Source organism: Pseudidiomarina salilacus (assembly GCF_047323925.1).
Classification (GTDB): domain Bacteria; phylum Pseudomonadota; class Gammaproteobacteria; order Enterobacterales; family Alteromonadaceae; genus Pseudidiomarina; species Pseudidiomarina salilacus.
This window is the reverse complement of record NZ_CP178751.1, coordinates 396420-419594: the sequence shown is the minus strand read 5'-3', so window position 1 is coordinate 419594 and position 23175 is coordinate 396420. Positions and strand designations below refer to the sequence as shown.

15 protein-coding genes are annotated in these 23175 nt (G+C 48.2%); 1 reads left to right on the top strand and 14 read right to left on the bottom strand.

All coding sequences use genetic code 11. The annotated features are described in order from the left end of the window. Positions 1-61: 61 nt before the first annotated feature. From brxL to ACJ8W9_RS01900, 9 genes are read right to left on the bottom strand one after another with little or no spacing between them, the layout of a single operon-like run. Positions 62-2110 carry a BREX system Lon protease-like protein BrxL gene (brxL, locus tag ACJ8W9_RS01940; protein ID WP_411360127.1) on the bottom strand — a complete coding sequence of 683 codons (2049 nt, stop codon included), beginning with the start codon at positions 2108-2110 and terminating at the stop codon, positions 62-64. Beyond that, positions 2110-4434 (bottom strand): BREX-1 system phosphatase PglZ type B, encoded by a 2325-nt coding sequence (gene pglZ / locus ACJ8W9_RS01935; protein ID WP_411360125.1) that lies wholly within the window; start codon positions 4432-4434, stop codon positions 2110-2112. Before pglZ ends, brxL begins: the two co-directional genes overlap by 1 nt. A 39-nt stretch (positions 4435-4473) precedes the next feature. Continuing rightward, positions 4474-5451: a DUF3644 domain-containing protein gene (locus tag ACJ8W9_RS01930; protein WP_411360124.1), complete on the bottom strand. Its 978-nt coding sequence runs from the start codon at positions 5449-5451 to the stop codon at positions 4474-4476. A 29-nt stretch (positions 5452-5480) separates the two neighbouring features. Next, a complete protein-coding gene (locus tag ACJ8W9_RS01925; protein WP_411360122.1) occupies positions 5481-7163 on the bottom strand; it encodes a DUF262 domain-containing protein in 1683 nt (560 codons plus the stop codon). After that, positions 7160-10585, bottom strand: a complete 3426-nt coding sequence (locus ACJ8W9_RS01920) for an Eco57I restriction-modification methylase domain-containing protein (RefSeq protein ID WP_411360120.1) — start codon at positions 10583-10585, stop codon at positions 7160-7162. Before ACJ8W9_RS01920 ends, ACJ8W9_RS01925 begins: the two co-directional genes overlap by 4 nt. Further along, positions 10585-14052 (bottom strand): BREX system P-loop protein BrxC, encoded by a 3468-nt coding sequence (gene brxC, locus ACJ8W9_RS01915; RefSeq protein ID WP_411360118.1) that lies wholly within the window; start codon positions 14050-14052, stop codon positions 10585-10587. The genes ACJ8W9_RS01920 and brxC overlap by 1 nt, the downstream gene beginning before the upstream one ends. A 17-nt stretch (positions 14053-14069) precedes the next feature. Next, on the bottom strand, positions 14070-14615 hold the full coding sequence (locus ACJ8W9_RS01910) for a DUF1788 domain-containing protein (protein ID WP_411360117.1): 546 nt from the start codon (positions 14613-14615) through the stop codon (positions 14070-14072). Then, the gene (locus ACJ8W9_RS01905; RefSeq protein WP_411360115.1) at positions 14608-15444 is read right to left on the bottom strand and encodes a hypothetical protein; all 837 of its coding nucleotides are present in this window, start codon (positions 15442-15444) and stop codon (positions 14608-14610) included. Before ACJ8W9_RS01905 ends, ACJ8W9_RS01910 begins: the two co-directional genes overlap by 8 nt. Beyond that, positions 15380-16267 carry a WYL domain-containing protein gene (locus tag ACJ8W9_RS01900; protein WP_411360113.1) on the bottom strand — a complete coding sequence of 296 codons (888 nt, stop codon included), beginning with the start codon at positions 16265-16267 and terminating at the stop codon, positions 15380-15382. The genes ACJ8W9_RS01905 and ACJ8W9_RS01900 overlap by 65 nt, the downstream gene beginning before the upstream one ends. Before the next feature lie 225 nt (positions 16268-16492). Between ACJ8W9_RS01900 and ACJ8W9_RS01895 the strand changes: the two genes are divergently transcribed. Then, entirely contained in the window at positions 16493-17848 is a 1356-nt protein-coding gene (locus ACJ8W9_RS01895) for a hypothetical protein (RefSeq protein WP_411360111.1), read from the top strand. A gap of 84 nt (positions 17849-17932) precedes the next feature. Here ACJ8W9_RS01895 and ACJ8W9_RS01890 read toward each other — a convergent pair whose 3' ends face one another. From ACJ8W9_RS01890 to ACJ8W9_RS01870, 5 genes are all read right to left on the bottom strand, one after another. Next, complete coding sequence (locus ACJ8W9_RS01890) at positions 17933-18427, bottom strand: hypothetical protein (protein ID WP_411360109.1); 495 nt, start codon at positions 18425-18427, stop codon at positions 17933-17935. A gap of 203 nt (positions 18428-18630) precedes the next feature. After that, positions 18631-19071, bottom strand: coding sequence for a hypothetical protein (locus tag ACJ8W9_RS01885; protein ID WP_411360107.1), 441 nt, complete (start codon positions 19069-19071; stop codon positions 18631-18633). Then, positions 19071-20237 (bottom strand): DUF2201 family putative metallopeptidase, encoded by a 1167-nt coding sequence (locus ACJ8W9_RS01880; protein ID WP_411360105.1) that lies wholly within the window; start codon positions 20235-20237, stop codon positions 19071-19073. Before ACJ8W9_RS01880 ends, ACJ8W9_RS01885 begins: the two co-directional genes overlap by 1 nt. After that, positions 20234-21427, bottom strand: coding sequence for an ATP-binding protein (locus tag ACJ8W9_RS01875; RefSeq protein WP_411360103.1), 1194 nt, complete (start codon positions 21425-21427; stop codon positions 20234-20236). Before ACJ8W9_RS01875 ends, ACJ8W9_RS01880 begins: the two co-directional genes overlap by 4 nt. Continuing rightward, entirely contained in the window at positions 21424-23097 is a 1674-nt protein-coding gene (locus ACJ8W9_RS01870; RefSeq protein WP_411360101.1) for a hypothetical protein, read from the bottom strand. The genes ACJ8W9_RS01875 and ACJ8W9_RS01870 overlap by 4 nt, the downstream gene beginning before the upstream one ends. Between the last annotated feature and the right edge of the window lie 78 nt (positions 23098-23175).

Sequence of the window (23175 nt, the reverse complement as noted above, 5' to 3'; positions counted from 1 at the left end):
GTCCTTCCTTGAGCTCAATTGAAACCGTCAAGACTCAGCATGCTTTTATTAATCCACCCAACTACTCCACCAGCGCCTTCAAAAGTGCATCGCGAGCATCCTGATAAAACTGAATATCAACCTTCGTCGCCATATCATCCGAAAGGTCATAAAGCTGTCTGCGAGCCGTCACAGGCATCAATAATGCGGTGGCACCTTTTTCAACGGCAAGCTCGGCAATGTTTACTGCGTTATGAATAGGTTCAATGGAGCCGCCGAGGTTAATTTCACCAACGACGATTAAGCCACCTTTCACAGGTTTTTTAAGTAAAGCGCTGCTCATTGCAATGAGTACCGGGACACCAAGTTTGGCGCCTTTTTTGGCTGCATCAAATGCTCTTAACTGAATCGAGTATTCATGTGAACGCGGGTCGCGATCACCAACTAATGACATACCGCGGGCATAAAGGTTTTGCTCGGCATAGCGCACCGATTCTTTAAACGGCGCAGGCACGGGATTATTCAGTATCTTCACTGCGGAACCTGGGCCAGCATTGACTTCAATTCGATACAGCCCCGCGTTGTCACCGGTGTCATGACCGCCTTCACTTATGGTCCATATTTGGCCTGGCTCTAACGGGTCATCGCCGATTTCATTGTCAGAGCGCAACTCTGGCGTGGCGACAAACTTTTCAACCCCATCATCGCCAATGAAGTAACTGAAGTGTGTGTTCCTGAATTCTGCCGCCCCAATACGTTTTTGTTGCTCTTTCACTCGCCGACGTACTTCGAGCGCCAAACGAACCGCCCACTCCAGATCTTCATCGCTTACCGGCATGTTTGGGTCTGGATAGATAAGCTTGAGCAAACCAGAGGCGGTTTTATTCACTGCGTTGGTATCACGACCACTGAGCGCACCGCCTAAGTGAACGCGGCTTTGTAATACGTTTACTCGGCTTTGAAAACGCATTCGGCTTAAGCATTCAGAGAAGAAGTCACTGACCAAGCCGAAATGGTCGGTGACTAAATCACCGCTCATCTTAGGAATATCCCAGCCCGGCAAATAGGCATGGATCCGATCCATCCATGCGGTATCGTCGCGCATCTCTTGCGGTAAAGGTCCAAACAAATGGCCTACCCGTTGTTGGTGCTCAACATCTACATCGAAGTTACCGACAAACACCATGGAACCGTCGGCACGAATACTTTCTTTGCCGCGCGAGAACTCGCCGGATTCCATGTACCCTTTCATGATGTTAATGCCTTCTTTGGAATCAAACGAAATACCGCTGATTTCATCGAAGCACACCACATCGTACTGGCACACCAAACCGCGAGCGCCGGTAGCATTGTTTACAAACATTTTGGCAATGGTTGCTTTACCACCGGAGATTAAGTGCGCATAGGGCGATACTTGCTGGAACAAATGGCTCTTACCCGTTCCACGTGGGCCGAGCTCAACTAAGTTGTAGTTGCGTTCAACGAAGGGCACCATGCGCAGGAAAATCGCATCTTTCGTTCGAGCCTCTAATTTCGTTGGCTCTAAACCAATGCCGCGCAAAATGAAGTCTTTCCATTCCTCGGTAGTAAAGTTGGCTCGTGCTGCGCCGAGCGTATCTAATACATCGCGCTTTGAAAGCTGAATCGGCCGCAGCTCACGAATCCCAAAGGCATTGCCTTTTTCTTCGGCAATCAAAGTGTCATATTCAAGCGTGATTTCGGCATAAAAGCCCCCCGTCAGAAGGCGCTCATTGTCATCAACAATCGAGTCACTGATTCGAACTTTATTCAGTTGAATACTTGGTAATGACGCTAAGTAGCCATTATCTTTTTGGCTAAAACGCGCACTTACCAAATCAATCAGCTTAACGGTCCCGTTTTTGTATGCTTTTGCTTTAAACAGCTCTTCTTCTCCAGCGCGCACGGTGCGAGATTCAAGCTGCTTTTGCACAATAGTTAACCCTTCGTTAATTTCATCGGGATCAATACTCGCGCAGTATCGTCCAAGCATAAATTCAACCACATAGGTGGGTACCGGGAATTGCCGTGCGAAGGTGCGCACCAGGTCTTTGCGCACAAGATAGCCCTCAAGCGCTTGCGCGGCTTTTAAATCCAATGCATCCAATTCCATTAGTCCTCACCTCCAACAATAGTGGGCTGCTTGGCAATGACGTTGCCAGTCTCATCGAGCAACACAACAACAGCGGATGTTTGCTCAAATTCATCATCAACCATTAAGGTACATTTGCCGTCTTTCAGCGGCTTACGTGGGCTTATTTCACTTTCAGCGTTACCCGGTTGGGTGCGGAGCACAGCGACCACGCCATCACCTTCCACATCGCAGCTTAATTTTCCAACCAAGCCAACCCAACGAATCTCGTTAATGGTGGCATTCACACTTGGTTTCGCTGTTGCCGGCTGGTTGTTGATCAGATCGATTACCGGCGTAAAGCATTCTTGCAAGCTCAGCCCGCCGTGGTCGTAGTGTTTGCCAGCAGTAAAGTTACGAATGCCCGGCGCCATGGCCACGGTGACGTCTTTGTTCCAGTACCAACCCACTTTTAAATGATCGGTCTGAACGTTATCTTTCACAAGTGCACAGCGTCCCCACCGGGTTTCAGTCAGGTATTTAGCAATATCTACTTTCGCCATCGTGCTGGGCGTGAGTAGCCAGCCATGGTCGGTCACAATGCGAATTCGTCTCCAACTCGCAGAGAATAGGTCTTCAACACGCTCAACAATCTCATCGAGTAGTGGGTCGATTCTGTTGGCGAGTTTTAAGCCCTTCACATGACCTTCTTTGTCGATATCACCGCTTTGTACCCATGCGTTTGTGCTCGGGTCGCCGGTTTCGGTTTCGGCTAAGTACACCCAACCTTTTTCAGCCAGGTATTTTTTCAAATAGTGCGATGAAAACGATGCTTCACTTTCCACTAAACTAGGCTGAAAGTCTTTATCGGTAGTGCGGCCTGTTAGACGGTCCTGTACGGGGGTTACCGCCGCTTTCGCGGTTGCGGTTACTGAAGGTAGAGCTGCCCAATCATGGCTTAGCGTCAGCTTGCCAAGCTTCTCGAGTCGAGCACACAGCCGCTTAGCAACATCAAAGCGCAAGCCATCCACAAAAAACACAACTTCGCCGCCGCTTTGGTACTTTGCAGTCGATTCTCGTGCTACTAACTCTCCATCGTAGCCATGGCGCGCCACTAAGTTTTGGAAGTTAGTGGTGACTTCCTCTAACCAAGGGCTGTAAATAATATGAAGTAGCTCTTGGATTAATTCTTGCTGTTGATTCTTTAATGGAGAAGCAAGTGCACGCAATACTTGATCGTCTGCCTGCCAGTAGAGCTCTTTATACTGCTCTGCCATTTCATCGACGGTGGAGCCGTTAAACGCCAGCTCTGTCAGTTTGGCAACTTGAGCCAAGTGCTCTATGACACCAGCTAACGGCGATAAGCCTAAACCAAACCAAATCCAGTTGCGCCGCTCGCTATGTTCTTTTTCAAATTGCTGCAGAGCACTACGAACGTCGCTGCAGGAAGCACCACTACGCAATTTATTGAGTTCGGTTTCAAGCTTTTGCTCTTCCGCTGCATTGCGTGCCGGATAGCTAGAACCATCAGCCGCTAAATCTGGCTCAACTTTTAATAATAAACCGGGTAATTCTGAATAATGATTGCAGGTCTCAGCATAACGCTGCCACACGCCTTCCCAAGGCCCTTGTCGGCGACACAACAGCTCTGCTGCGGTGAACTCACCGTCTTTTTTGGGGTTAAAGTGAAACTCGGTTTCCCAAATACTGACTAGGGCCTCCCATCGCTTATCATCCCACCGCTCGCGAGCTGACTTGGGTTCATTCATCCACGCTAATAAATCACGAATGGGATCACTTGAAATCAGTTTATTAAAGTCAGGCGCTTCCAAGCGTTTATTGGCTAAATCAGCGCGTTCACTTTCTAAAATTTCCGGCAAAACTTTTAAAAGTGCTGCCTGAGTGCTTTTGTCTGACGCGACATCCAAGCCAGCTCCGCCGGAGCTTGAAAGCAAGAATGCGTTGACCGTCCAATCGCGCCCGGCCGTGTTATACACCCACCAACTACCACGGTATTGCAGTTCAGCCAACGGCTTTAACTCATCCGGGCATTTTGCAATGGCCCGCAAATCTCGACGCTCATAACCTGGTAGGTAGAGAATAGGTGTTTTGCCTATAGGAAGCTCAAACTCAGGCAACACGCCTTCAATTACACATTTAAGCCAAATCGCAGGGCCTTGGCGCTTCTCTGGCTGATAATCACCCAGCACCAATAACTCCGGCATAGCGGCTTGCAGTAACGGCAAAGCAGACTCCCACTGGCGCAATTTGTCCGTCCAGAGCACTACCGAAGGTGCTACCTGAATGTTGGAGTTAAACGAGGCACTGGTGCGTATTTCGTTTACCAATATGTCAATTAATTTCATTTAGAAACTTGCCCTTTTAGCCAAAGCTTCAAGCTGTCTCTATTCATAAGACCGCCTGTTTTTCCTACAATGATCTTTCACGACCTGAAGCCAGTTATCATACCAATACCAAGTTTTCGCAACTTGAACCCCATAACCTTTTTGAGGCGCTTTCGCTTTTTCAGACTGCCAAAGCGAAGTATGATGATGAATCTTAAATCTCGGAAAGCCTTCATTATTAACGACTCGTACAATTTCCGAGGGTAAATACTTTTTCTTCTCAACGTCTTTCAACACGACGTAATCTTTGTTGACCTTACTGGCAAGCTCAGAATCAGCTTTAACGAACTCGATAACCCTATCCGCCTGACCACGTCTATTTGCAGTTTTCGGAACAAATAAGATCCGGTAAGCATAGCCTGAGCTAGAAAATTCTTCATCGGACAATTCTTTATCAAAACTCTGTATGTAACTTTTGATGTTGGCCGGCAAGTCCCGCTGCTGTTCAAGCATTTCTCTTTGCTCTTCAGTGATACTCGAAAACTGCAAACTGAAAGATAAGTGCCTTTCGATGCCATAGCTAGGCCCGAAAAGAGCCTTAATAGACTGATTAAAATTGAGCGCGCTTGCTTGAAATCGTGCACTCAAGAGGTCATCAATCTTTGTAGTCATCTGGTGCTCGATTTCATGACGAAGGCCAATTAAAAATTTCAGGTTATTCGCCACGTTGCGGTCAATAGGTGATGCAGCATCATTCAAACAGCGCTCTAAGTCCCAATATTTGTGAGCACCATGTTTTGTTTTATCAAACTTTTTACGCTGCCCCGCCATCCTGTAATATCGATACTCAATTCCCTTTCCCCGGTAATAAGCATGTAGTAAGTAAGTCCAAGCTATAATCATCAAAACAATATAAGACTCTGACTTAAAGCCAATATTGGGATTATTAAAGACTTGAACTGCTGTTAATGCGGCCTCTCTGGATTTTTTAACCAATTCTGCTTTAATCGAACCGACTCTTCGCATCTGCTGTGGCATTCAAAATCCCTCTATTGCGTCATTCCTACTTACAAAGACCAGCCAGCGGACAGTGCTTCTAGTAAATCTTTTTGGCGCTGTTGAACTGTCCCGAGCGTCCACTCAGGGGTGTTTAATACTTGAGTTGTAAGCACATATGAGGAGACTCCATTGCGCCCGCCAAAATAAGCTGTTTTCTTGCGAACGAAGTCAAAGTTTCTCGCGGAAGAATTCCGCTTCTGGGTCAGCGGCACTAAATTGGCAATTTTATGCACCCACTGCTCTCTTTCATCTTGCTCTGGCCATAGTTGCTCCCATTCACTACCAGCGGTAACTGTTTGAGGCAAAACATGTTCTATAGTCAGAACTTTTGAATCATAGACGGCAGCCGCATCTGATATAAAGGAGTCGAGTCTCAATATTAGGTAATTTCGTCGACGAGCGGTTAGATAGTAAACGTCCGAAGCCAACGTACCTTGCATTTCCCTTTTTTCTTTTTCTTTCAATTCAATTGATTGTAGCTGTGAGTCATTCGGAGCCTGATTTAACAACTCAGAGAGAACTTCAGCATACCTCGCTATCCGCTGGTTAACATTTTTGGCGGTGATATGCATAAAAGCAGCGAGCCTTTCAAGTTTACTGAAAAACTGGAGTGCGTATTCAGAGTTATCTCGATGCTTCGACAGGAACAGAATTGCACAGGGTATCCAGTCTGAGTTGTCGATTCTGCTTAACCATTTTAAGAGTGAATTAACATCTTCTGCGTTGCTCGTGGAGACAAACTCTTTTTTCTTACAGATTAAATATGCCTCCGCATAAGGTTCTATAATTTCAGATATGAGTTCTTCAGAACTAGTTACTCGGCTCATGACATGGTCATTGAACTCCTCAAGTAACGAGCGCTTTGCTTTTGTTCTCGCATAAACCATACGAATGTGACTAAATAGCTCTGCAAACTCGGATCGCCCTATTTTTACTTCTAGCTCTTCCCAATTATTCGTGAATTCCTCATGTTTGTGGCTCTCAACCTTTCCAATCACCTCAGACTTAATAATATCGGTTGGTAACAAATCTAATCCGCGGCTGTTCAGAACTGAGAACACGCGAAATGCAGATTGGCGACTGGCAGTAGAGACCACAACCAAAAAACACCGCTGAACAACAAATGCACCAAAAGAGACTAATTCATCTATCTTTCTGTCGAAGACGGTTTTGAGTTTGTCATTTAGTAAGCGTGCATTTCTTTGAATATTTCTCTGAGGCTCTTCAAGTTTTGCAGGTTCTAAACCGAATAACTCGTCAAACTTAAATGACTGAACATAGTCGGAAAAAAACTTCATGTCTCGCTCTCTAAGAGCAAGCCTTGGTTTAGCTTTGATTCCTTGAGACGCTCTCCCCGGCTCACGAATATAACCTTCAAAATCCGATCGAAATTCACCATTCAGCTGACTTGTGATAACCGATAGAAGTATCGTCAGAGTTGTTAGTCTTTGCTGTCCATCGATAACTTCTGCTTCAGGTTTCCCATCTTCTTTTATCAGAACAATACTACCCAAAAAGTATGAATCATCCTCTGGCTCGGTTTCATAGAAACTATAGAGGTCATCGAAAAGTTCGATCGCCTGATCATCAGTCCACGCATATGGCCGCTGATAGCCTGGGATCATAAAGTCAAATTCTGAGCTAAAAATCTTGGCTAGTGGATACTCTGCACCTATTATTTTTTTACTCATTTCTCGCTTTCCTTTGCTCTATGTTTTGTATCCAGGTCTAAATGATGCTCGTTTATTCGTGCGCCTAGCTTATCACCGTACTCTGGACCGAGGTGATACCAAGGGGCGGATTCAACGTCCGTGCCACGGTCTTTTTTCCAGTGAATATTGGGTTTAGCACGCAGTACGCCGGCGCCTTTCTTGCCCATGTCTTTGGCGAGCATGAATGGGCGAATATTGAGGCGAACACCGTCGTTTAGGTCTGGGTTCCAGCCGATGGGTTGTTCTTCCAATGGCTTCCAACGCACGAAAATATCGTAGGGCTTTTCGCCTGCAAGAATGTTTTCGAGTTCTTGCTTGAGCGTTTGTGCAGCGGCTAAGCGAATGTCGGCACCATCAACGCCGTTCGCTACTTCGGCTTGTTGGGTTCGTATCCAGTCACCGAGATAGGTGTAAATTAGGCGCTCTAAGCCCGCTTTATCGAGTTTGTGGTAGTTCACCAGTACGCTAAAGCCGTCTTTCAGGCCGTCCCAGATTTGCCAAATAAATGGGCGATGCTGGAATAGCTTACAGTGCTGTTCAAAGAACTTGTCACGTAACCAAGCGGACAGAGACTTACTTCCCACAGTATCTAGTAATTGGTTTCTAAGGTTGGTGGTCCAGGCATCACCGTAGGCGGCTTCTAGCATTGCTTCTAAACGCAGTTCAGCGGCTTTTTCTCCACGCACAGCAGGTAAGCACACAATACCATCGTCATCGACAAAAGGAGCAAGGGCTTTACAGCGCTCAACCCATGCCCGTTGTTCGTCGGCAAGTTCCATTTCAGCGTCAAGCTCTGCGGGCCATTGGTAACCCAGCAAGCGAGCAACGGCAACTTGAAGTACCCTATCATCGACACGAAGGTCGGATTCAACAGTCCACTTTTGTTCTTCATCCCACACGACTGAACCGCAGGGATGGCCGTGGAATATCCATTGCGTTGGGTCATCTGAGAATGGCAAAGGTAATCCGTTGGGATATTCTTCTCGAGCGGTCTCTTTCCACTTTTCCTCATTAAATCGAACTTTCAATAAAGTTCTGGGGGCTAACTTTAAAGAGTTATCTAATTCCCGAACTTGACGACTAAATTCTCCTGATTCGCAAAAGCACCAAAGAGCTGTTAAGTCATTCGTGTTTTTAGGCACCATGACGCTGCTGTTGACATCATATCTTTGACCAGAGTAGAGAGCGCATGCTGCTCGTCCCATTAACCCTACGACTATCCCAGTTTTCCCCCAAAATGGCTTACCCGCTCGCCAATTCTGCGCTGCATGATTCAAATGTTTAACTCTCTCGGCTAATTCAGCTAACCTTCCTTTCTCTTTTTCCCAGCGAATAATTTGTTCTTTTCCCGAAAACTTCGCTATTGAACTTACAGCCGTTTGTACCGGTTCCCATATGCTATTAAAATTGCCGACCTCCCAGAACAGCAGGAAAAACTGGCGCAAGTCACCAGCATGAAGGCCACTTCTTGCATCTGCCTTGTTATTTAAGAGTGTAATCTCGTTGCCACCTGAATTTGGTTTTATAAATCTCAGGTCTGGATTTAACTGAATTGTATCTAGATCCAATCGCTGAACTTCGCTCTCGATAGTAGAATTGACATTATCCTGAATATTTTTACTACTGGAGCCATCCAAAAAGCTAAACCGATCATTATGGTGTGATTTTTTGCAACCAATTAGCAAAGCAGGGTTAGCTCTAATCGGAGTTGAAAATGCATTCCACCCTAACCTTTGCACAAGTATTGGTCGGTGAGAATTTAAATACTTCTTACGATACTCGGTGTAAGGCCCCAAGTATAACCACTCACCAAGAGTCACAAGTGAATAAACTCCATTTTCACTTAAAAGATTTTTTATTCGCTCAAGAAATACTATCGCTAAATCCTGTTTAGCATGAGGGTAGTTTTGGGCTATAAAGTCAGACAGTTCCGAGGAATACTTCGACATACCCAAATAAGGGACATTTGTAGCTATTAAAGAGAATTCACCGCTAAGAATTTCTGCTGATTTTGTAACTCCAAAAGCAGTAACTTTAGACTCTTCACTTGTTGACTGTGTCTCATTATTATTTGAGCCAAGTGACAATAATCTGACGAGATCACTAGGTATATCTATTAGGCTTCCTAAAATAGGAGCGTACTCAAAGTAACTGAATAGTTTCGTCAAATAATTATTACTTTTTAATTCGTCTTTGGCGGCACTAATCGACAAGCCACTACAGGCTAGGTGTAGCTCTGGCAACGCACGGTAGCCACCTGCATTCGGGTAACGCCAGGCTTCCAATGCTACCGCAAACGCAGCAAGCTCTACGCAGCGCTGGTCGAGCTCTAAGCCGTGTAGGTTTTCTTCAAGTACCCGGTCTATTGCTTCTTTGGCAGATAAACCTTCCAGCTCCATGCGCATGGGTACCAGCATTAAAAATGCGGCGACTAAAAAGTGGCCAGAGCCGCAGCACGGGTCCAGGGTTTTAAGTTCACTTAATTGGCTTGGCCAACCTTCAAAAAATCCCGAAGCTGGTTGCCAGCGGTCGTCTTCTTTGGTAAAGCGTAGGTATTCGAGTGGCACGCCCGCGATGGCGGCTTTGTCGCGTAACTCTTGCTCACTTTCGGCCTCAATCCAGTCTTGGTCACTCAATCGTTTACCAGCCCACCAAGCACCTAGGCTGTTATCAAGTAAGAAGCTCACCATGTAGGGTTCGGTAAATAACTGGGTTACCGGTGAGAGCTCATCCGCACCAATTTTCACTTCCGACCTGTTTACTTCCTCTTTGCGCTTGCTTTGCCAGAACTGGTAAACCCAGCCTAAGCTGTCCTGCGCCTGAAACACTTCCGGCGCCAAGCCCATAACCAGGGCTTCTAGCTCACGTTGCAGCTCTAGCGCAAACTGCAGCTGAAACACGGGTGAGTCGGTGCGGAAAATTTGCGGCAACATTTTAGATGCCAACACACCAGCAAGCTCCCAGCCGTTGCTGCAGGCCTGCTCTAGCTCGTCTTGAAATACGCTTTCCTCAATTAACTCATTACAGTCTTGCAGTGTCACCGAGGTATGTTGGTCGTACATCAACAAGCCATTTTGCTCAAGGAAGCGAGCAAACAACATACGATGCCAGTGCTCGTAAGCCACTTCAGTGACCAGTTTATGAATGGTTTGCTCGCCGTTGTCGTGGCGTACATCACCGAGTTGTCGGCCATGAGCGCGTAGGCGATTCCTCAGCGCTCGCTGTTCTTCGGTAAAATAATCAGGTGCTTGTTTGTCGCCCACCGCATGCCGTTTTAATGCCTGCGCTGCTGCTTCTTCAGCAATATCGCGGGCTTTAACCACGGTGCGCTCTAAGCCTGAGCGTAGTGCTTTATCAAGGGCTTTTCGGGTTGAAGATGAATTTGCTATTACTGTCGTCATCAGAAAGTCACCGGTCCGTCATTTAACTTCGCTAATACGTCTTTTTTCACCTGCTCAAGCCAGGCATCCAATTCTGCTTCGGTGTTGACCGTCACTCGAGGGGTACTGTAGCGCTGTACTTTGGGTAACAATAGCTCCACCGCCTCTTGGCGCGCGTTTTCAAACTTGCTAGCGAGCGATTCTTTACGGTCGCTCCATTGTCCGAGTGAAACTGAGTTCAGCGCATCTATTAGTGCTTCAGTGGTTGAAATATCCGGCGCTTCAAGCTCGTGCAACGAGCGTTTAGTTAAAATTTGCTGTTGCTGCTCGTTTGAAAGCTGCTGCCAATGCGTATCGCCATTTAAATTTTGCAGGCAATGCTCGTATTCCGCTTGGTAGGCATCAATGCGGTGCTTTAATGCGTCACGCAGCTTGGTGACCAGATCTTTGCTGATACCGCTTACCGGGTTGGGCTCGTCCAAAATCGAACGATTCTTGATAATGGTGTTTTTCAACTCGTTGGCTGGACCATAAAACGCCAGCTCTTTGGATAAATCGAGCAAATCATTTAACTGCGCCCAATCAAAACGACGTTTTGCGATTTTCTCCGCGGTTGCTTGCCAATCGGTGAGTGCGTTTTTAATCGCCTCTTGGTTGTCCAAAATCGCTTTTAATTGGCCATTGCCTGATTGCCGCGCGATGTCATCGAAAATGCCGGTGTCTGGTTTTGCTGGGAATGGCGCTGGGCCGCTAGCTTTCTCAGCAAGTTCACGGCCTTTATCTGCTAGCAATGTCGCTTTGGCTTTCTCTTCGCCTGATTCACACTTAATGCCCGCAGCGTTTATCGCACCGCGAATTTTGATTAAATCGACGGTGCGAATGGTTAGCTTCTCAGGGCGGAAGGTGGTGTGCGGTAACTGCTTACGCTCTAGCTCTGACGCTTTCAAACCTGGCTCTGCAATCAGCACACCAGCCGCAATCATGGCGTATACAGCACCTTCTACGGTGTCTTGCGACCAACCATAAGGCGGATTCTGGAACTCTTCCCGAATTTCCTTACCTTGCTTCGACACGCCAATGAAGTTTTTTATCTTGGCGCAGACAGGATGTTTCTCTGGATCGTCTTTGTGCCCAATCGCTTCTAGCGCATTTTGCCCGCCATCTTTGCGCGCCCGCTCGTAAACTTTTGCCCAACCAGGATGATCGGCGCTATCGAATTCGCGGTATAAACGAACGACAGAGGCTTTACCTGCTTTTTCCACGCGCTCGTTAATGGTATTACCATCCACCTCATTGCCGCCGGCTTGTAACACCATCACGCCTTCAAACACTTCCTTGAGCAACGCTTCAACATTACGTTCTGCGTCACGTTTACGTGTTTCCATAGCACTGCGGGCATCTTTACCTGCTTCAGTACCGGGAATGCCGCGTTTTTGTAAGGTGTTATCTGCTGCATGGGCTGCGATGATGGCAGAAGTCAGCTCCGAACGATTACGCGCTGGAATATATAGGAAAATTGTCGGTTGCTCCGGTGCCATGCGCCGCGCTTCAGTTAAGAAGCTTTTTTCATCAATGCTCCAACCGTCTTGAATCCACACATAGATTTTTGTGTTGGCATCACGGGGGAGCTCGGAGTCAAAACAAGGAATTAGCTGGCGAACTTCATTGGTTTTGCCCTGAGTGAGACGAATTTGCCCCAACTCTTGACGAATTTTTTTATGCAGCATGTCCATGCGCAGGTTTTCAACCCGCTGCATGTTGCCGCGTAAGTCCGCCTCTTCCTGACGGAAGGTGTCATGCCACTGAGCACTTTCTTGGGTTTGTACCCGATACTCAGTGCCAGAACCGGTTTGCATCGACATGATGTGGCCGTCTTCCACCAACTGTTGCAACAACTTAGGTACCACCGTGCGGATCTGGTCTTTACCGTTGTTTAAGTCATCAATCAGCAGATCAGAAAGCATTTCTGCGGTGGCGCGCACACCGCAATCTGCAGCGGGTTCTGTGGGCAGCTTACCGATGAGAAGAACTAACGACAGGATGCGGGATTTTAGCTTGCTATCTTCATCGCCAGCAGCCAAACGGCCAATGATTTCACCCATTTCTTTGGAAATGACACCTGTTTGAATCAAATTGACCGAAATCTGTTCGTAGATAAAATCAGCTGGTACGACATGGCCCAGAGGTTTATCTGCCGTAGCCTGGGCTGCTTCATGAATAACCTTTAGCTGGTTACGCAATTGCGAGACCGTACCTGTGGTATCCACAATGCGCAGAACTTTCTCCCAGAAACGACGGCGCACGGGCAGCAATGGATAATCAGCGACCATCACTTTCTCGTCGTCACGTTGATATTCAATGCGAGTGCCGCGTAATTGGCGCGAAATTTCGCCCAAATGTGATTTGAGCATGGTGTCGATTTCTGGCTTTGCTGCTTCTTTTTTCTGCAGAATTACTTTTCGAATCACAGATTCGACATCGGTGTCGGAAAGCTGAATTGGAATTTGGAAGCGGCCCATGAGTTTCTGAAGATTCGGCATTCCTGACAGTGCACTTTGCCCCGTTGCTACGAACAGAACCTTACCTTTCAATGCATGATGTTTACAGCAGGTCTCTACGACTTCCTGAACGGCGTACGACTTATCAGAATCACTTCCGATATATTGCTGGACCTCATCTAACACGATAACAGTGAGAGGAACATTGCCGTTTGGAGCAATCGCATCAACAAGTGCTTCTACCATCTCTTCATTTGATACGTCAGTTACTTTCGGGAACTGTGCCTTTAGATTCGCTTTTAACTCACTTTCGCTGCTGGCCAATGAGGGATCAATGTTCAATAAACCTGTGGCGATATGAGTAGATACAAACAAAAAATGGATTTCTTTTCTGAAGTCCTTATTTTTATTCTCAACATATTCTTTCAGTCGGTCATAAAGACCTTCTTTCTGAAGCCACATCACAAACTTTGCTTGGTTATACTGTTCAGGCAAACCTACAGATTTAAAGATAATACTCAGCAGTGCCAAACGCACATTATTGTTCGCGCTCGAACCTAAGGTGCCAGATGCTGCATGTAAACCACCATAATTTTTCGAAGCTCTACTCAACTCGACTAGTTGCGCTGTAATTTCATCTGACAAATCAGTAAGGTTTCTGGCTGTGGCGCCGTCATCAAACTTTTGGTCAACCCAGAGTGCTCGTAACATCTTCGCTAGATGAGACTTACCTGAGCCAAAGAATCCAGATATCCAAACTCCCGGTTGTTCGCGGGCACCACTTGGGTCACTGGCTTTCAAATTTTTAAGATAGGTAGAAAGGATCAGTTCTAATCCTGTCTCATATTGTCCCTCGCAAACGAAGGTTCTCAATTCATAGCGAAGTGTTTTGAAGTCCTCTGCCGACTGAGAGTCTTTAACTTCGGCAACGCCATTATTTTCCGGCTCATTATCCTTTGGATCTATCTGAAAAATGTCTCGATTCAACATACGTGGTCCCTCAATTATTAGTTTTCAGCCGTAATTGCTGTGGCGAGATATCCCCATCCATCTCTCGCATCAAGCAACCTATATTTGTTATCTACATATTCACCAGGGAACAAAACCAGCAATCTTCCGGGGATATAACCAGCCAATCTTTTAACAAATCCAGATACTGAACATATACCGAATAACGAACCAGCTCCCAAAAGCGCAACGACCGTCTCATTGTCAGCTTGCTCTAGCACTTTTGCGCTAATTGATTCGATTTCTTCATCGACAAATAAGTCTAAAGCTGTTTCTAAACTATCTGGGTCACTAAAGATTTCTTCTTTATACTCTTGGTCAGCTAACCATCTAGGAAAAGCCTGCGTGATATCAATCAAAACCCATTTGTGGCCTGCGCTCTCCGTGGCAAACTTAAACTCTTCGACGCGTGCCCGAAGCTTCAATTCATCTTCTTTGTGGTACACCGCAAACAAAACGCGTTGTTCGTCAGCTAAACCCTTGGTCCAGGGAATACTAATAAAATTGGAGTAGCTTTTTATCAGTCGCTCTAAACGATTACTCATGCAGCATTAACTCCTCATTTCGAGTTAATAAATCCGGAAAACCAACTTCGATAACTTCGCTTGAATGCTTAAAGGTAATCAAGCCCGAATGACTCGCCATGCGAGCGAGTTCTAATAAACGCTCGGTTCGACACTCTAAAACTTGCATCCACTCTGTAGCAAATAAGCGATTTCCTGATGCACCTTGAAGCTTGCCCATAACCAATGCAAAAACGACGTTTACAGCCCGAATAGACGGCTCTGAACGGTGCTTTTTAGAACGACCTTGCAAGTAACCTGCGTTTGTCCAAGTGCCATTCACGTTCTGGGCAACGGATTTTAGCGTTGCAGGACTGAAGCGCTCAGGAAACCGCTCAGCAAATAAACCTTCCATTTCTTGTCTTGTGAGCAAATCGCCAACACTTAACTGCAGAATTTTCTCTTTGGATAATCGCAGTAGCGGATCGCGAGCAAGCCCCATTTGGCAGGCAAGCACCGGACGCGCGTCTTCATCGGCATCCCAAAGCAGGCGAAAAATGCGAAACAGAGGAATGTCAGTATTCATTCCGTACAAATCAACTAAGTGCCGCCACGTAAGCTGACGCGCTTTCAGAGTAGGCTTGTTCAGTAAATTAAATTGCTCAATGTCTTGCTGATAATCTTCGGCCTTTGCATCGGCCGGCCGATGTGAAAATAGCTCGGTAATTTCAGTCAGCATCATCGTTCTGCTGGCATGCGCACCATTCCGCCCGTATTTAAAACCAAATTTTGCTTGGATTTCTTCACTAATCATTTTTACTACCTTGACTTCTGTTACCTGGAGCGAGTGATAGCGCCCTTGCTGAGTCACCGTTACGATGAATTTCCTTGGAATTCTGTAACCACAAGTGATGGATATTAGGAGTTAACGAATGATCCTCAGTCACATCAACATTCCAGAACCGCAACAAATACTTTGCTTCAGCTATTCGCAGCGTGAGTTCAAGCCGTCTATTCTGCATTTGAAAATCAAGCTCTATGGCTTGCGGATGCTGGTGGTTAGGATGTGGCACCAGTACAAGCGTGACTTGCGTTTGCCATTCAACATCATGCGTTACCGACTCGAACTCACTCGGTAAACTCTCAGACTGCGCTGCGTTGACAATACGGGTGCATACGAAATCCCTGAACTCGTTTGTTTTGCGATCGAATCCACGCACGTGCCAACGGTGACCTGTGTTCACAAACGAATGGGGTACAATCTCTCTCTTACTGATACCCGAAGACAAAGAAGCATAGGTAATCTTGACTGCTCTTTCCGACGCAATAGCTTGCGAAATACATGCGACAGCTGTAGTTCGGGGTTTGATGAGCTCGACCGAAGCAAGCACGTTCTCGCTTGTCAGTGGTCCACTTTTATTGTCATCTTGTGAACATAGCGAAAGCGCATGGTTTGCATCGTGCTCAAAAACTGGAACGAAATCGGGCGTGCTGTAATAACGTTTCGTTTCATGCTTTAGCACCAAGTTGTTCGGGGATAACTCTTTGTACTTAGCAAAGTCACGGGAGCAGGATGCAAGCCCCATCTGAAACTTATCAATCAGATCTCCTCGCGCAATGCTGCCATAAAAAAGCAAACAAAAATCGATATAGCAAAGTCGTTCACGTTGACCATGCGTGAGTTCGTCAGTCACCAAACCACTTCCATTTATAATTGTTGTGTTTATGTTTGTACTCTAAAGCCTACAAAAGGACAATGCAATCATTTTGATACTACGTTAATTGGAAGCTCCAACTGAGCCCCGAGATCCACAAATCCGTTTCAGATAAACAAGCAACGCAACGATTCATCAAACTATCTATTGCCTAAATATAAACTATGGGTTACAAATTTGTAGCAGCAAATGTGGAGTTCCTACATGAAAATTCGTGCTTCAAACTACGCCTTTATCGAAAGTATTAACTTCACTTTGTACGAGTTGGCGCTAGATGTTGAGCGATTTGCATTCTTTGATTCTGCGATTGCGGCGTTGAAAGGACGCCAATTTTTAGACGCCTGGGTAGATACAGTGATCGAATTTCATCATTTAATCCATCCTGGTTCGAATCAGTTGGATGACCGAATTCAATGGCTGATAAAAGCCGAAGTCCTCAGCCAGAGTATGATTGACCGCCTCACTCGGTTCAAAGCGCTTCTCAATCAAAAAATACACGCCAAATCAGCAACAAGTGTATCCGAACATGTTGCTAAAGAATTGCTAGATAATGTTTACGTCATGGGCTCTCATCTCTTGGAGGTATCGCCTTCTAACAACACAAATTTTGATGTTGAAATCTCCAAATTCAAAGCGGCTCAGCTTGCTTCCTATATGGATGACGAAGCGTCTACCGTTCTGTACCTCTCTGGGTTGCTAAATTGGCTCCAAACATCAAAGAGTTCTGCTGAGAAGAAAAGTCTTCGAAAAGAAATTTCATACCTGTTTTCCCGTCTAGAGAACTACCACACACTGGACAGCTTTAATATTAAATACCGTATCTACAAAGAACCAAAACTAGAGCTCATTAATCGCGCTCAACTCATTCACGCCGCGCGACAGGTTCTCAACCAACTGATCCGGAAACAGAGTCCATCTGTTCATGATGTCGATTTCATTTATAAGCTGTATCAACAGTTCAATCTGAAAGAGGCATTTACTTATTTGGAACAAATCGCTTTACAAGGCAATGTTGCAGTCATTCGTCTCCTACAAAACCACTACGCAAATCAAAAGTTTGACCAAGATAATGTCGCTAAATACTGTGAACTAGGTATTAAATACGATGATCCAGTCTCTGTTGTGGAACATGTGATAATGATACTAATCAATGATTTAAGAGAACTTGTTGATGGCAAGCTATGTGAATCCGATTATGAACAAAAGGTAACGACTATAAAAAATTATCTGTCCGAATTAAAAGCTCCGAGTGAGAACGTTGTCATGTGCTGCGAATCACTACTCTTAGCTACAAGCACAAATGCAAACCTGTCAGACACATTGCGCTTAAAACATCTAGAGAACAGCTTTTCACTCGTTCATTGCCTCAGCCCATGGACCATGATTTACCTCGCGTATCACCTTGTATTCCAATACCATTCTAATATTCGATATCCAGACTTACTTGTTACACAAATAACCGAAAAATTACTCGAATGGTCCAAGAAATATGGTAATGTTCGGGACAAGTATGAAATTCGTGAATTAATACCCTTCTACAAACAGATAGCTGGTTACTGACCGCACGGTAACGAACAGAACCAGCAGGGTGCAGCATATGACACTGTAATACTGGCTTATTCAAAGGCGAATGGCATTCCTTTATTAAGCAAACATTAACTTCCGCATATCATCCGCAAGCAGCGTGTCCAAAAAGAAGTAATCCACTTCATGCTCATCGAACGCCCACTTGAGCCCTTCAGCCTCAGCTTTACCGACAAACAAGTAGAGCAAATTTAGGTAGTGTGTGCAGAAGGTCGGACCGTGGTGCGGCACATCGCGCGCCTGTTGCAGCGCTAAATGATGTGCCACTTCATGGCAAAGCGTACGAGGGTCACCAAGTTCCCGTTCAATATAGATTTCCTGCGAACCATGGAAGTACATCCCCCAATGTTTTCCTTCAAGGTCGGCCCAACCGATCTTTAAACCATAGTTGCCGCGATGTTGCTCAAAATAATCGCTGTCTTTGATACGAATAAATAGCGCTAGCATCTCATCACGCGTCATCGCGCCGGGTTGTCCAGCTAATGTGTAATCCCAAAAGACTTCGGCGATGGCTGCACGTACTTTGCGGTGTTGGTGGTCGTAAATTTTACGCATGGCAATATCCTCATTAGGTTGATGTACAAGTTACTACTACAAAACGAGGGACACCTTACCACAATTGAATAATTATGTCAATTTAACGGCTTTTTCGACACTTTTAGCATCACGTTTGATGCTTTTAGCTGCATTTTTGAATATTCAGTGAATTTTTATGCAACCGCTGGATAGGTGTTTTCATAAAAATTAATCCCATGGGATTAACCACTCAGCAGAGAAATCGGCAAATTCTCCCGCTCCGCCTTCGCTTTCTTCGCAAACTGAAACACCGCGCCCTGCTCCACCAACTCCAAATCGTACAGATGGCTAACGTAGCGATGCAGGCGCTTGGCAAAGCGTTGGTAGGGTCTCGCTTTGCGTGGGCTATTGGCAATCAAGCTAAATACCCGCGGTTGCGCGGCGCAGACGTGCTCGGCCATAACGCGCATGGCTATGCGTGCGAGGGCGAACACGTTGGTGTCGAGGTTTAGGTCGCGGGTGATGAGCTCGGGTACGTCGTCCCAGAACACTAGACCTGGGTCGACGCGGTATTGATTGCCGATCAGGTTGTTCTCGTACGCTAAGTGAAAATCGTGACCATCGTAGCGCAGCCAATAGCGATATTGGCCGACTTCAATGGCTTTGCGAAACATCGTTGGCATCACTGCATCCTCACTGATTCGCCGCAGCGCATGGGTTCGAAACGCTCTTGGGTGAGTACCCAGAGCACCGGCACGTTGCTGTGGTTAACGGGTTCGCGGCCGTAGCCGTCGGTGAAGTACACCAGCGCATTGGTGGGGTGTTCGCGCACGTAATCGAACACCGGCTGAAAGCGCGTGCCGCCGAATCCCTTGAACTCGAAGTCGCTGGCGCGTAGCGGCCGGTCGGGGGTGTAGTGCTCGACGCTCACGATGCGGGTGTCGCACTGCAGCACGGTGATGTCGTAACTGCGGTAGTTGCCGAGCAAAAAATTCAGCTGCGCGAGAAACTTGCCGAGGTCCTGGGCACAGCTACCGCTGGTGTCGATGGCGATGGTCAGCTCCAAGTACTCGCTGCGTTGTCGCGGCAAATAGAGTCCGCGGTGCACGTGGCGCCGCGCCGGTGGATACCATTGCCGCTCGCCGCTGGCTTGGCGTTGCACGAAACGTTGCAGGATCTGCTGCCATGGCAACCGTGGGCTCAGCGCTTGTTGCAAGCGTTGCCGAAGGCGATACGGCAAACTACCGATATGCCTGCCGTTCAGCAACGCCTGCTGTAGAAGTTCGCGCCACTGCTGGGCAACCAACGGGTCCGCGGGTAAGTGTTGGTCGAGCACTTCATGGTCGAGTTGTTCCGGTAGCTCTTCGCCGCGCTCGATCAACTCGTAGATTTCTTCGGCGCTCAGTTGGCTCCAGCCCATGTTGTATAGCGCCATTTCTGGCACGAAGCCAACAATTACCCGGCAAATGTTATTCACTTCGTAGTCGATGGCACGGTTCCAACGCTGATGATCGCGGCCGAGCTGGCGGCGCAAATGCCCCATCACGCAGTGCCAGACTTCGTGGCACAGCACAAAGCGGCGAGTGCCGCTATCAAGTTTGGCGGTGAAGTCAGCGTCAAAGAAAATGGTGCGGCCGTCCGTGGCCGCGGTGGTAATGCGCGGATCAGGCCGCACGATTTCGTCAGTTTGCGCATCGCGACCGTTGACCACGGCAATATCGAGGCGCATCGCCAAGCCCGCGGTAAACGGCTGCGTCAGCAACAAGGTGCTGCGGTCGCGATGCAGTAATTGCTCCAGCTCACGGCTACTGATCGGCTTCGCCGCTGCCTCAGTCACACACTCACTCATCCGTTCACTCCCTCGGTCGCAATTTCATCGAGCTCGGTACCCACGAGCGCAGCCCCAAATTGTCGTCCGTGCCGCGCGGTCCACTCGGCGTAACCTGGGTGGCTGAAGACCTGTTCAGCGTGGCGTTCATCCAAGCGCGCACCATCATCAGCATGCTGCTGTAGGTCATGTGCTTTAATTGATGTATCGCGCAACACGTCGAGCATCAGCATGGTGGCAAAATCCGAGCTCAGCTTGCTGCTGATTTGAAACAGCACATCTAGGTGCGTGGCGATTTCTTGTTTGCTGCCGCGCCACATGTGGTAAGTCACGGCGGCGCAAAATGCGAACAAGGTATCGCTCTTGCTAGGCACTTCGACTGGAATCGCCCCGCGCAACATGGCGCGCACGTCCGGCAGCGCCTCAGCACTCTCGCGGTAAGCAAATAATGCCGCTGCAGCGCCTGGGCCAATCAGACCGTTGACCATAATGCGCTGTTGCTGCGCGCTTAATCCTAATTGCTCGGCCGTTGCCAATACGCGGGCGGTACGCTCCCACGAACGTGGGCTCGGCCAGCCCTGCTCGCTTTGGGTATGCTGGTCAAGTTTAAAGAAGTGCTCCGGCGCAAACTTCAAAAAGCCGATGATGCTCGGGTCAATGTCTTGCTGCTGCGCCCATTGGCACCATTGCTCGACGTCAGGCTCGAGGTTCAGGTGACAGAAACGGTTCGCCAAGGCACTCGAGAAGCTATAGGCCACCGCGCGGTCGCTACTGCGGTTACCGGCCCCCATGACCAACCAACCGCTTGGCAACTGGTAAAGATCGCCCAAACGGCGGTCGAGAATGATTTCATAAGCGGCAGCCTGCAAGGTACGGTCGGCAGCGCTGAGCTCGTCAAATAGGATCACGCCGCGACTGTTCGGATCGCGCGGCCACTCGCCGGCCAGCAACCAATCCACATGGTCGCCTTTTGGCACTGGCAAGCCGCGCAAATCGACCGGTTCACGCTGGGCTAAGCGAATGTCGATAAACCCGATGCCCTGCTGCTCGCAGATCTCTCGTACCAAGGTGCTTTTGCCAACACCAGGAGCGCCCCAAAGCATCAACGGTGCAACCTTGTGGGCTTGCTCGGGTTCGTTCCACAACAATTGCAGTTGTGCGCGGATAATGGCTTGCACGTCACGCGGCGTGCTCGGATATAAATCACTCATACGAGTTCTCCCTCGGTGTCCAATTGCAGCAACTGTTGTACTGATGGTTGTGCTGTCGGCGCTGGCAGCGCTGCCGACAGTGCAAGGCGCAAATAACTCTCGCGCGTCTCGACGTGCCGGTTGGCGATGCGCAAAGCCAGTCGTCGCGTTAGCGCAGGTTCGTGTTGCAGCAGTTTTTGTGCAGCCACTTGCAGCATGTCGTTGGCGAGGCTCAGCAGCACAAACTCAATGGCTAACGCTTTGAGCTTTGTCGGCAAGCGCGGAATACTCAGCACCAAGCGCTTAAGGCCCTTTACGTACTGGCCATTGCGCCAAAAGCGGTCATCGTATTGACGGCGGCGTGACTGCTGCGGCTCATCAGGCATCAGCTTGCGTAAGGCGCGCTCGAGTAAGTCATAGCTCTCGATGTCGAGACATTCAGCAAGCAGCGCATATCCTGATGAACTGGGCTGGCCGCTGCTCATAAACACGTCGCCATAAAAGTTATCGATGCGCACCAACCCAGCTTTGTTGGCCTTACTGCGTAGCTGATGCCAGATATTCACGTCGGCGCGCCACGCTTCTAAGTGCAAATCTTCAGGGTACGGTCGCGTCGTATTTGGCGGCACCAGCCCTTTGCGCACCTCAAGCAGTTCATCGATGTATGCGGTAGGTAAGTGCATCGCTAACAGGCTCAGAATATGAATGCCGTGATAACGCGATTTCGGCCGTTCACAGCGGCGCACTGCGGCAAGGCAAGTCGCGATAAGCTCGGCGTCTTGCTGGTTGCTGCTCAACCGAGCACTTAGCTCGCGCAAGGTCGATTCGTTGATGTCGGGGATCACGCCCTCGGCAAACCAATTGGTCGCTTGGTTCACCACCCGCATGGTGTTCGGCACGTGCGTTTCTTCGATATAACAAAGTCCACGCACATAAAGCTCAAGCGCCTGCTCAACCGACAGCCGATGAATGCCGCAGCCCACCAACTCGATACGCTGCCACGGTCCAGTAAACTTCAACCGCGTACGGCCGCAATCGCTAATAGTCACGCGGTGATTCGAGGGTTTGCTACTGGCGCCGCTCTTGCTTTCGCAGCGGAGATTCACCAACTCTAACCGACGTGAATTGCGCACGGTTACCTGCACCTGCTGTCTCGCGGGCGTTACATGCAACTGTTGCAGTTCAGGTAACCCTTGGATATCGACACGTGCATCTGTCTTTAACTGCAGTATGTTGCAGCTTGGGTTGCTGCTTGCATCATGTTGACTGCGGTACAGCACCAGCAGCGCATCCATGCGCAATTGCTCGACCTCCTGTCGGTACTGGCTTAACTGTTCCACCGGCAGCAGCAACACCTGGCGATGCATGCGGGTATTGGCATACTCGCCATGCTCCCAACAAAAATCCACCTGCTTAACCGGTCCCTCAATCAGCAGTGGTTGGGTGCGATCGCGGGCATCTAAATGCACCACCAGCGGTAACTCGTGCGGGTTCTCGATACGCTGCAACTGCGGCACCGCACTCAGCGTCAAATGCCGCTCGTGCTTGCCGCCTTGCGCGTCAGCCTTCAGCGTGAGCGTCCGCAGCGCCGGACAACCCGCCAGCTCGAGCCACACCAACTTCGCATCAGCCACCGTAAGTTGCAATTCATGGCTATCCGCCACCCGTTGTCCATAGGTCTTGTCTTGCATCGAGATCCCCTTTTTCATGCCACCCCACAATCACTATCCACACTTGCGCGACATCCTGCGTCACACAGCCGCGCACAC

Bases quoted from the DNA above. Each gene is read 5' to 3' on its own strand.
- brxL (WP_411360127.1), bottom strand. From the start codon at position 2,110: ATGGAATTGGATGCATTGGATTTAAAAGCCGCGCAAGCGCTTGAGGGC.
- pglZ (WP_411360125.1), bottom strand. From the start codon at position 4,434: ATGAAATTAATTGACATATTGGTAAACGAAATACGCACCAGTGCCTCG.
- ACJ8W9_RS01930 (WP_411360124.1), bottom strand. From the start codon at position 5,451: ATGCCACAGCAGATGCGAAGAGTCGGTTCGATTAAAGCAGAATTGGTT.
- ACJ8W9_RS01925 (WP_411360122.1), bottom strand. From the start codon at position 7,163: ATGAGTAAAAAAATAATAGGTGCAGAGTATCCACTAGCCAAGATTTTT.
- ACJ8W9_RS01920 (WP_411360120.1), bottom strand. From the start codon at position 10,585: ATGACGACAGTAATAGCAAATTCATCTTCAACCCGAAAAGCCCTTGAT.
- brxC (WP_411360118.1), bottom strand. From the start codon at position 14,052: ATGTTGAATCGAGACATTTTTCAGATAGATCCAAAGGATAATGAGCCG.
- ACJ8W9_RS01910 (WP_411360117.1), bottom strand. From the start codon at position 14,615: ATGAGTAATCGTTTAGAGCGACTGATAAAAAGCTACTCCAATTTTATT.
- ACJ8W9_RS01895 (WP_411360111.1), top strand. From the start codon at position 16,493: ATGAAAATTCGTGCTTCAAACTACGCCTTTATCGAAAGTATTAACTTC.
- ACJ8W9_RS01890 (WP_411360109.1), bottom strand. From the start codon at position 18,427: ATGCGTAAAATTTACGACCACCAACACCGCAAAGTACGTGCAGCCATC.
- ACJ8W9_RS01885 (WP_411360107.1), bottom strand. From the start codon at position 19,071: ATGCCAACGATGTTTCGCAAAGCCATTGAAGTCGGCCAATATCGCTAT.
- ACJ8W9_RS01880 (WP_411360105.1), bottom strand. From the start codon at position 20,237: ATGAGTGAGTGTGTGACTGAGGCAGCGGCGAAGCCGATCAGTAGCCGT.
- ACJ8W9_RS01875 (WP_411360103.1), bottom strand. From the start codon at position 21,427: ATGAGTGATTTATATCCGAGCACGCCGCGTGACGTGCAAGCCATTATC.
- ACJ8W9_RS01870 (WP_411360101.1), bottom strand. From the start codon at position 23,097: ATGCAAGACAAGACCTATGGACAACGGGTGGCGGATAGCCATGAATTG.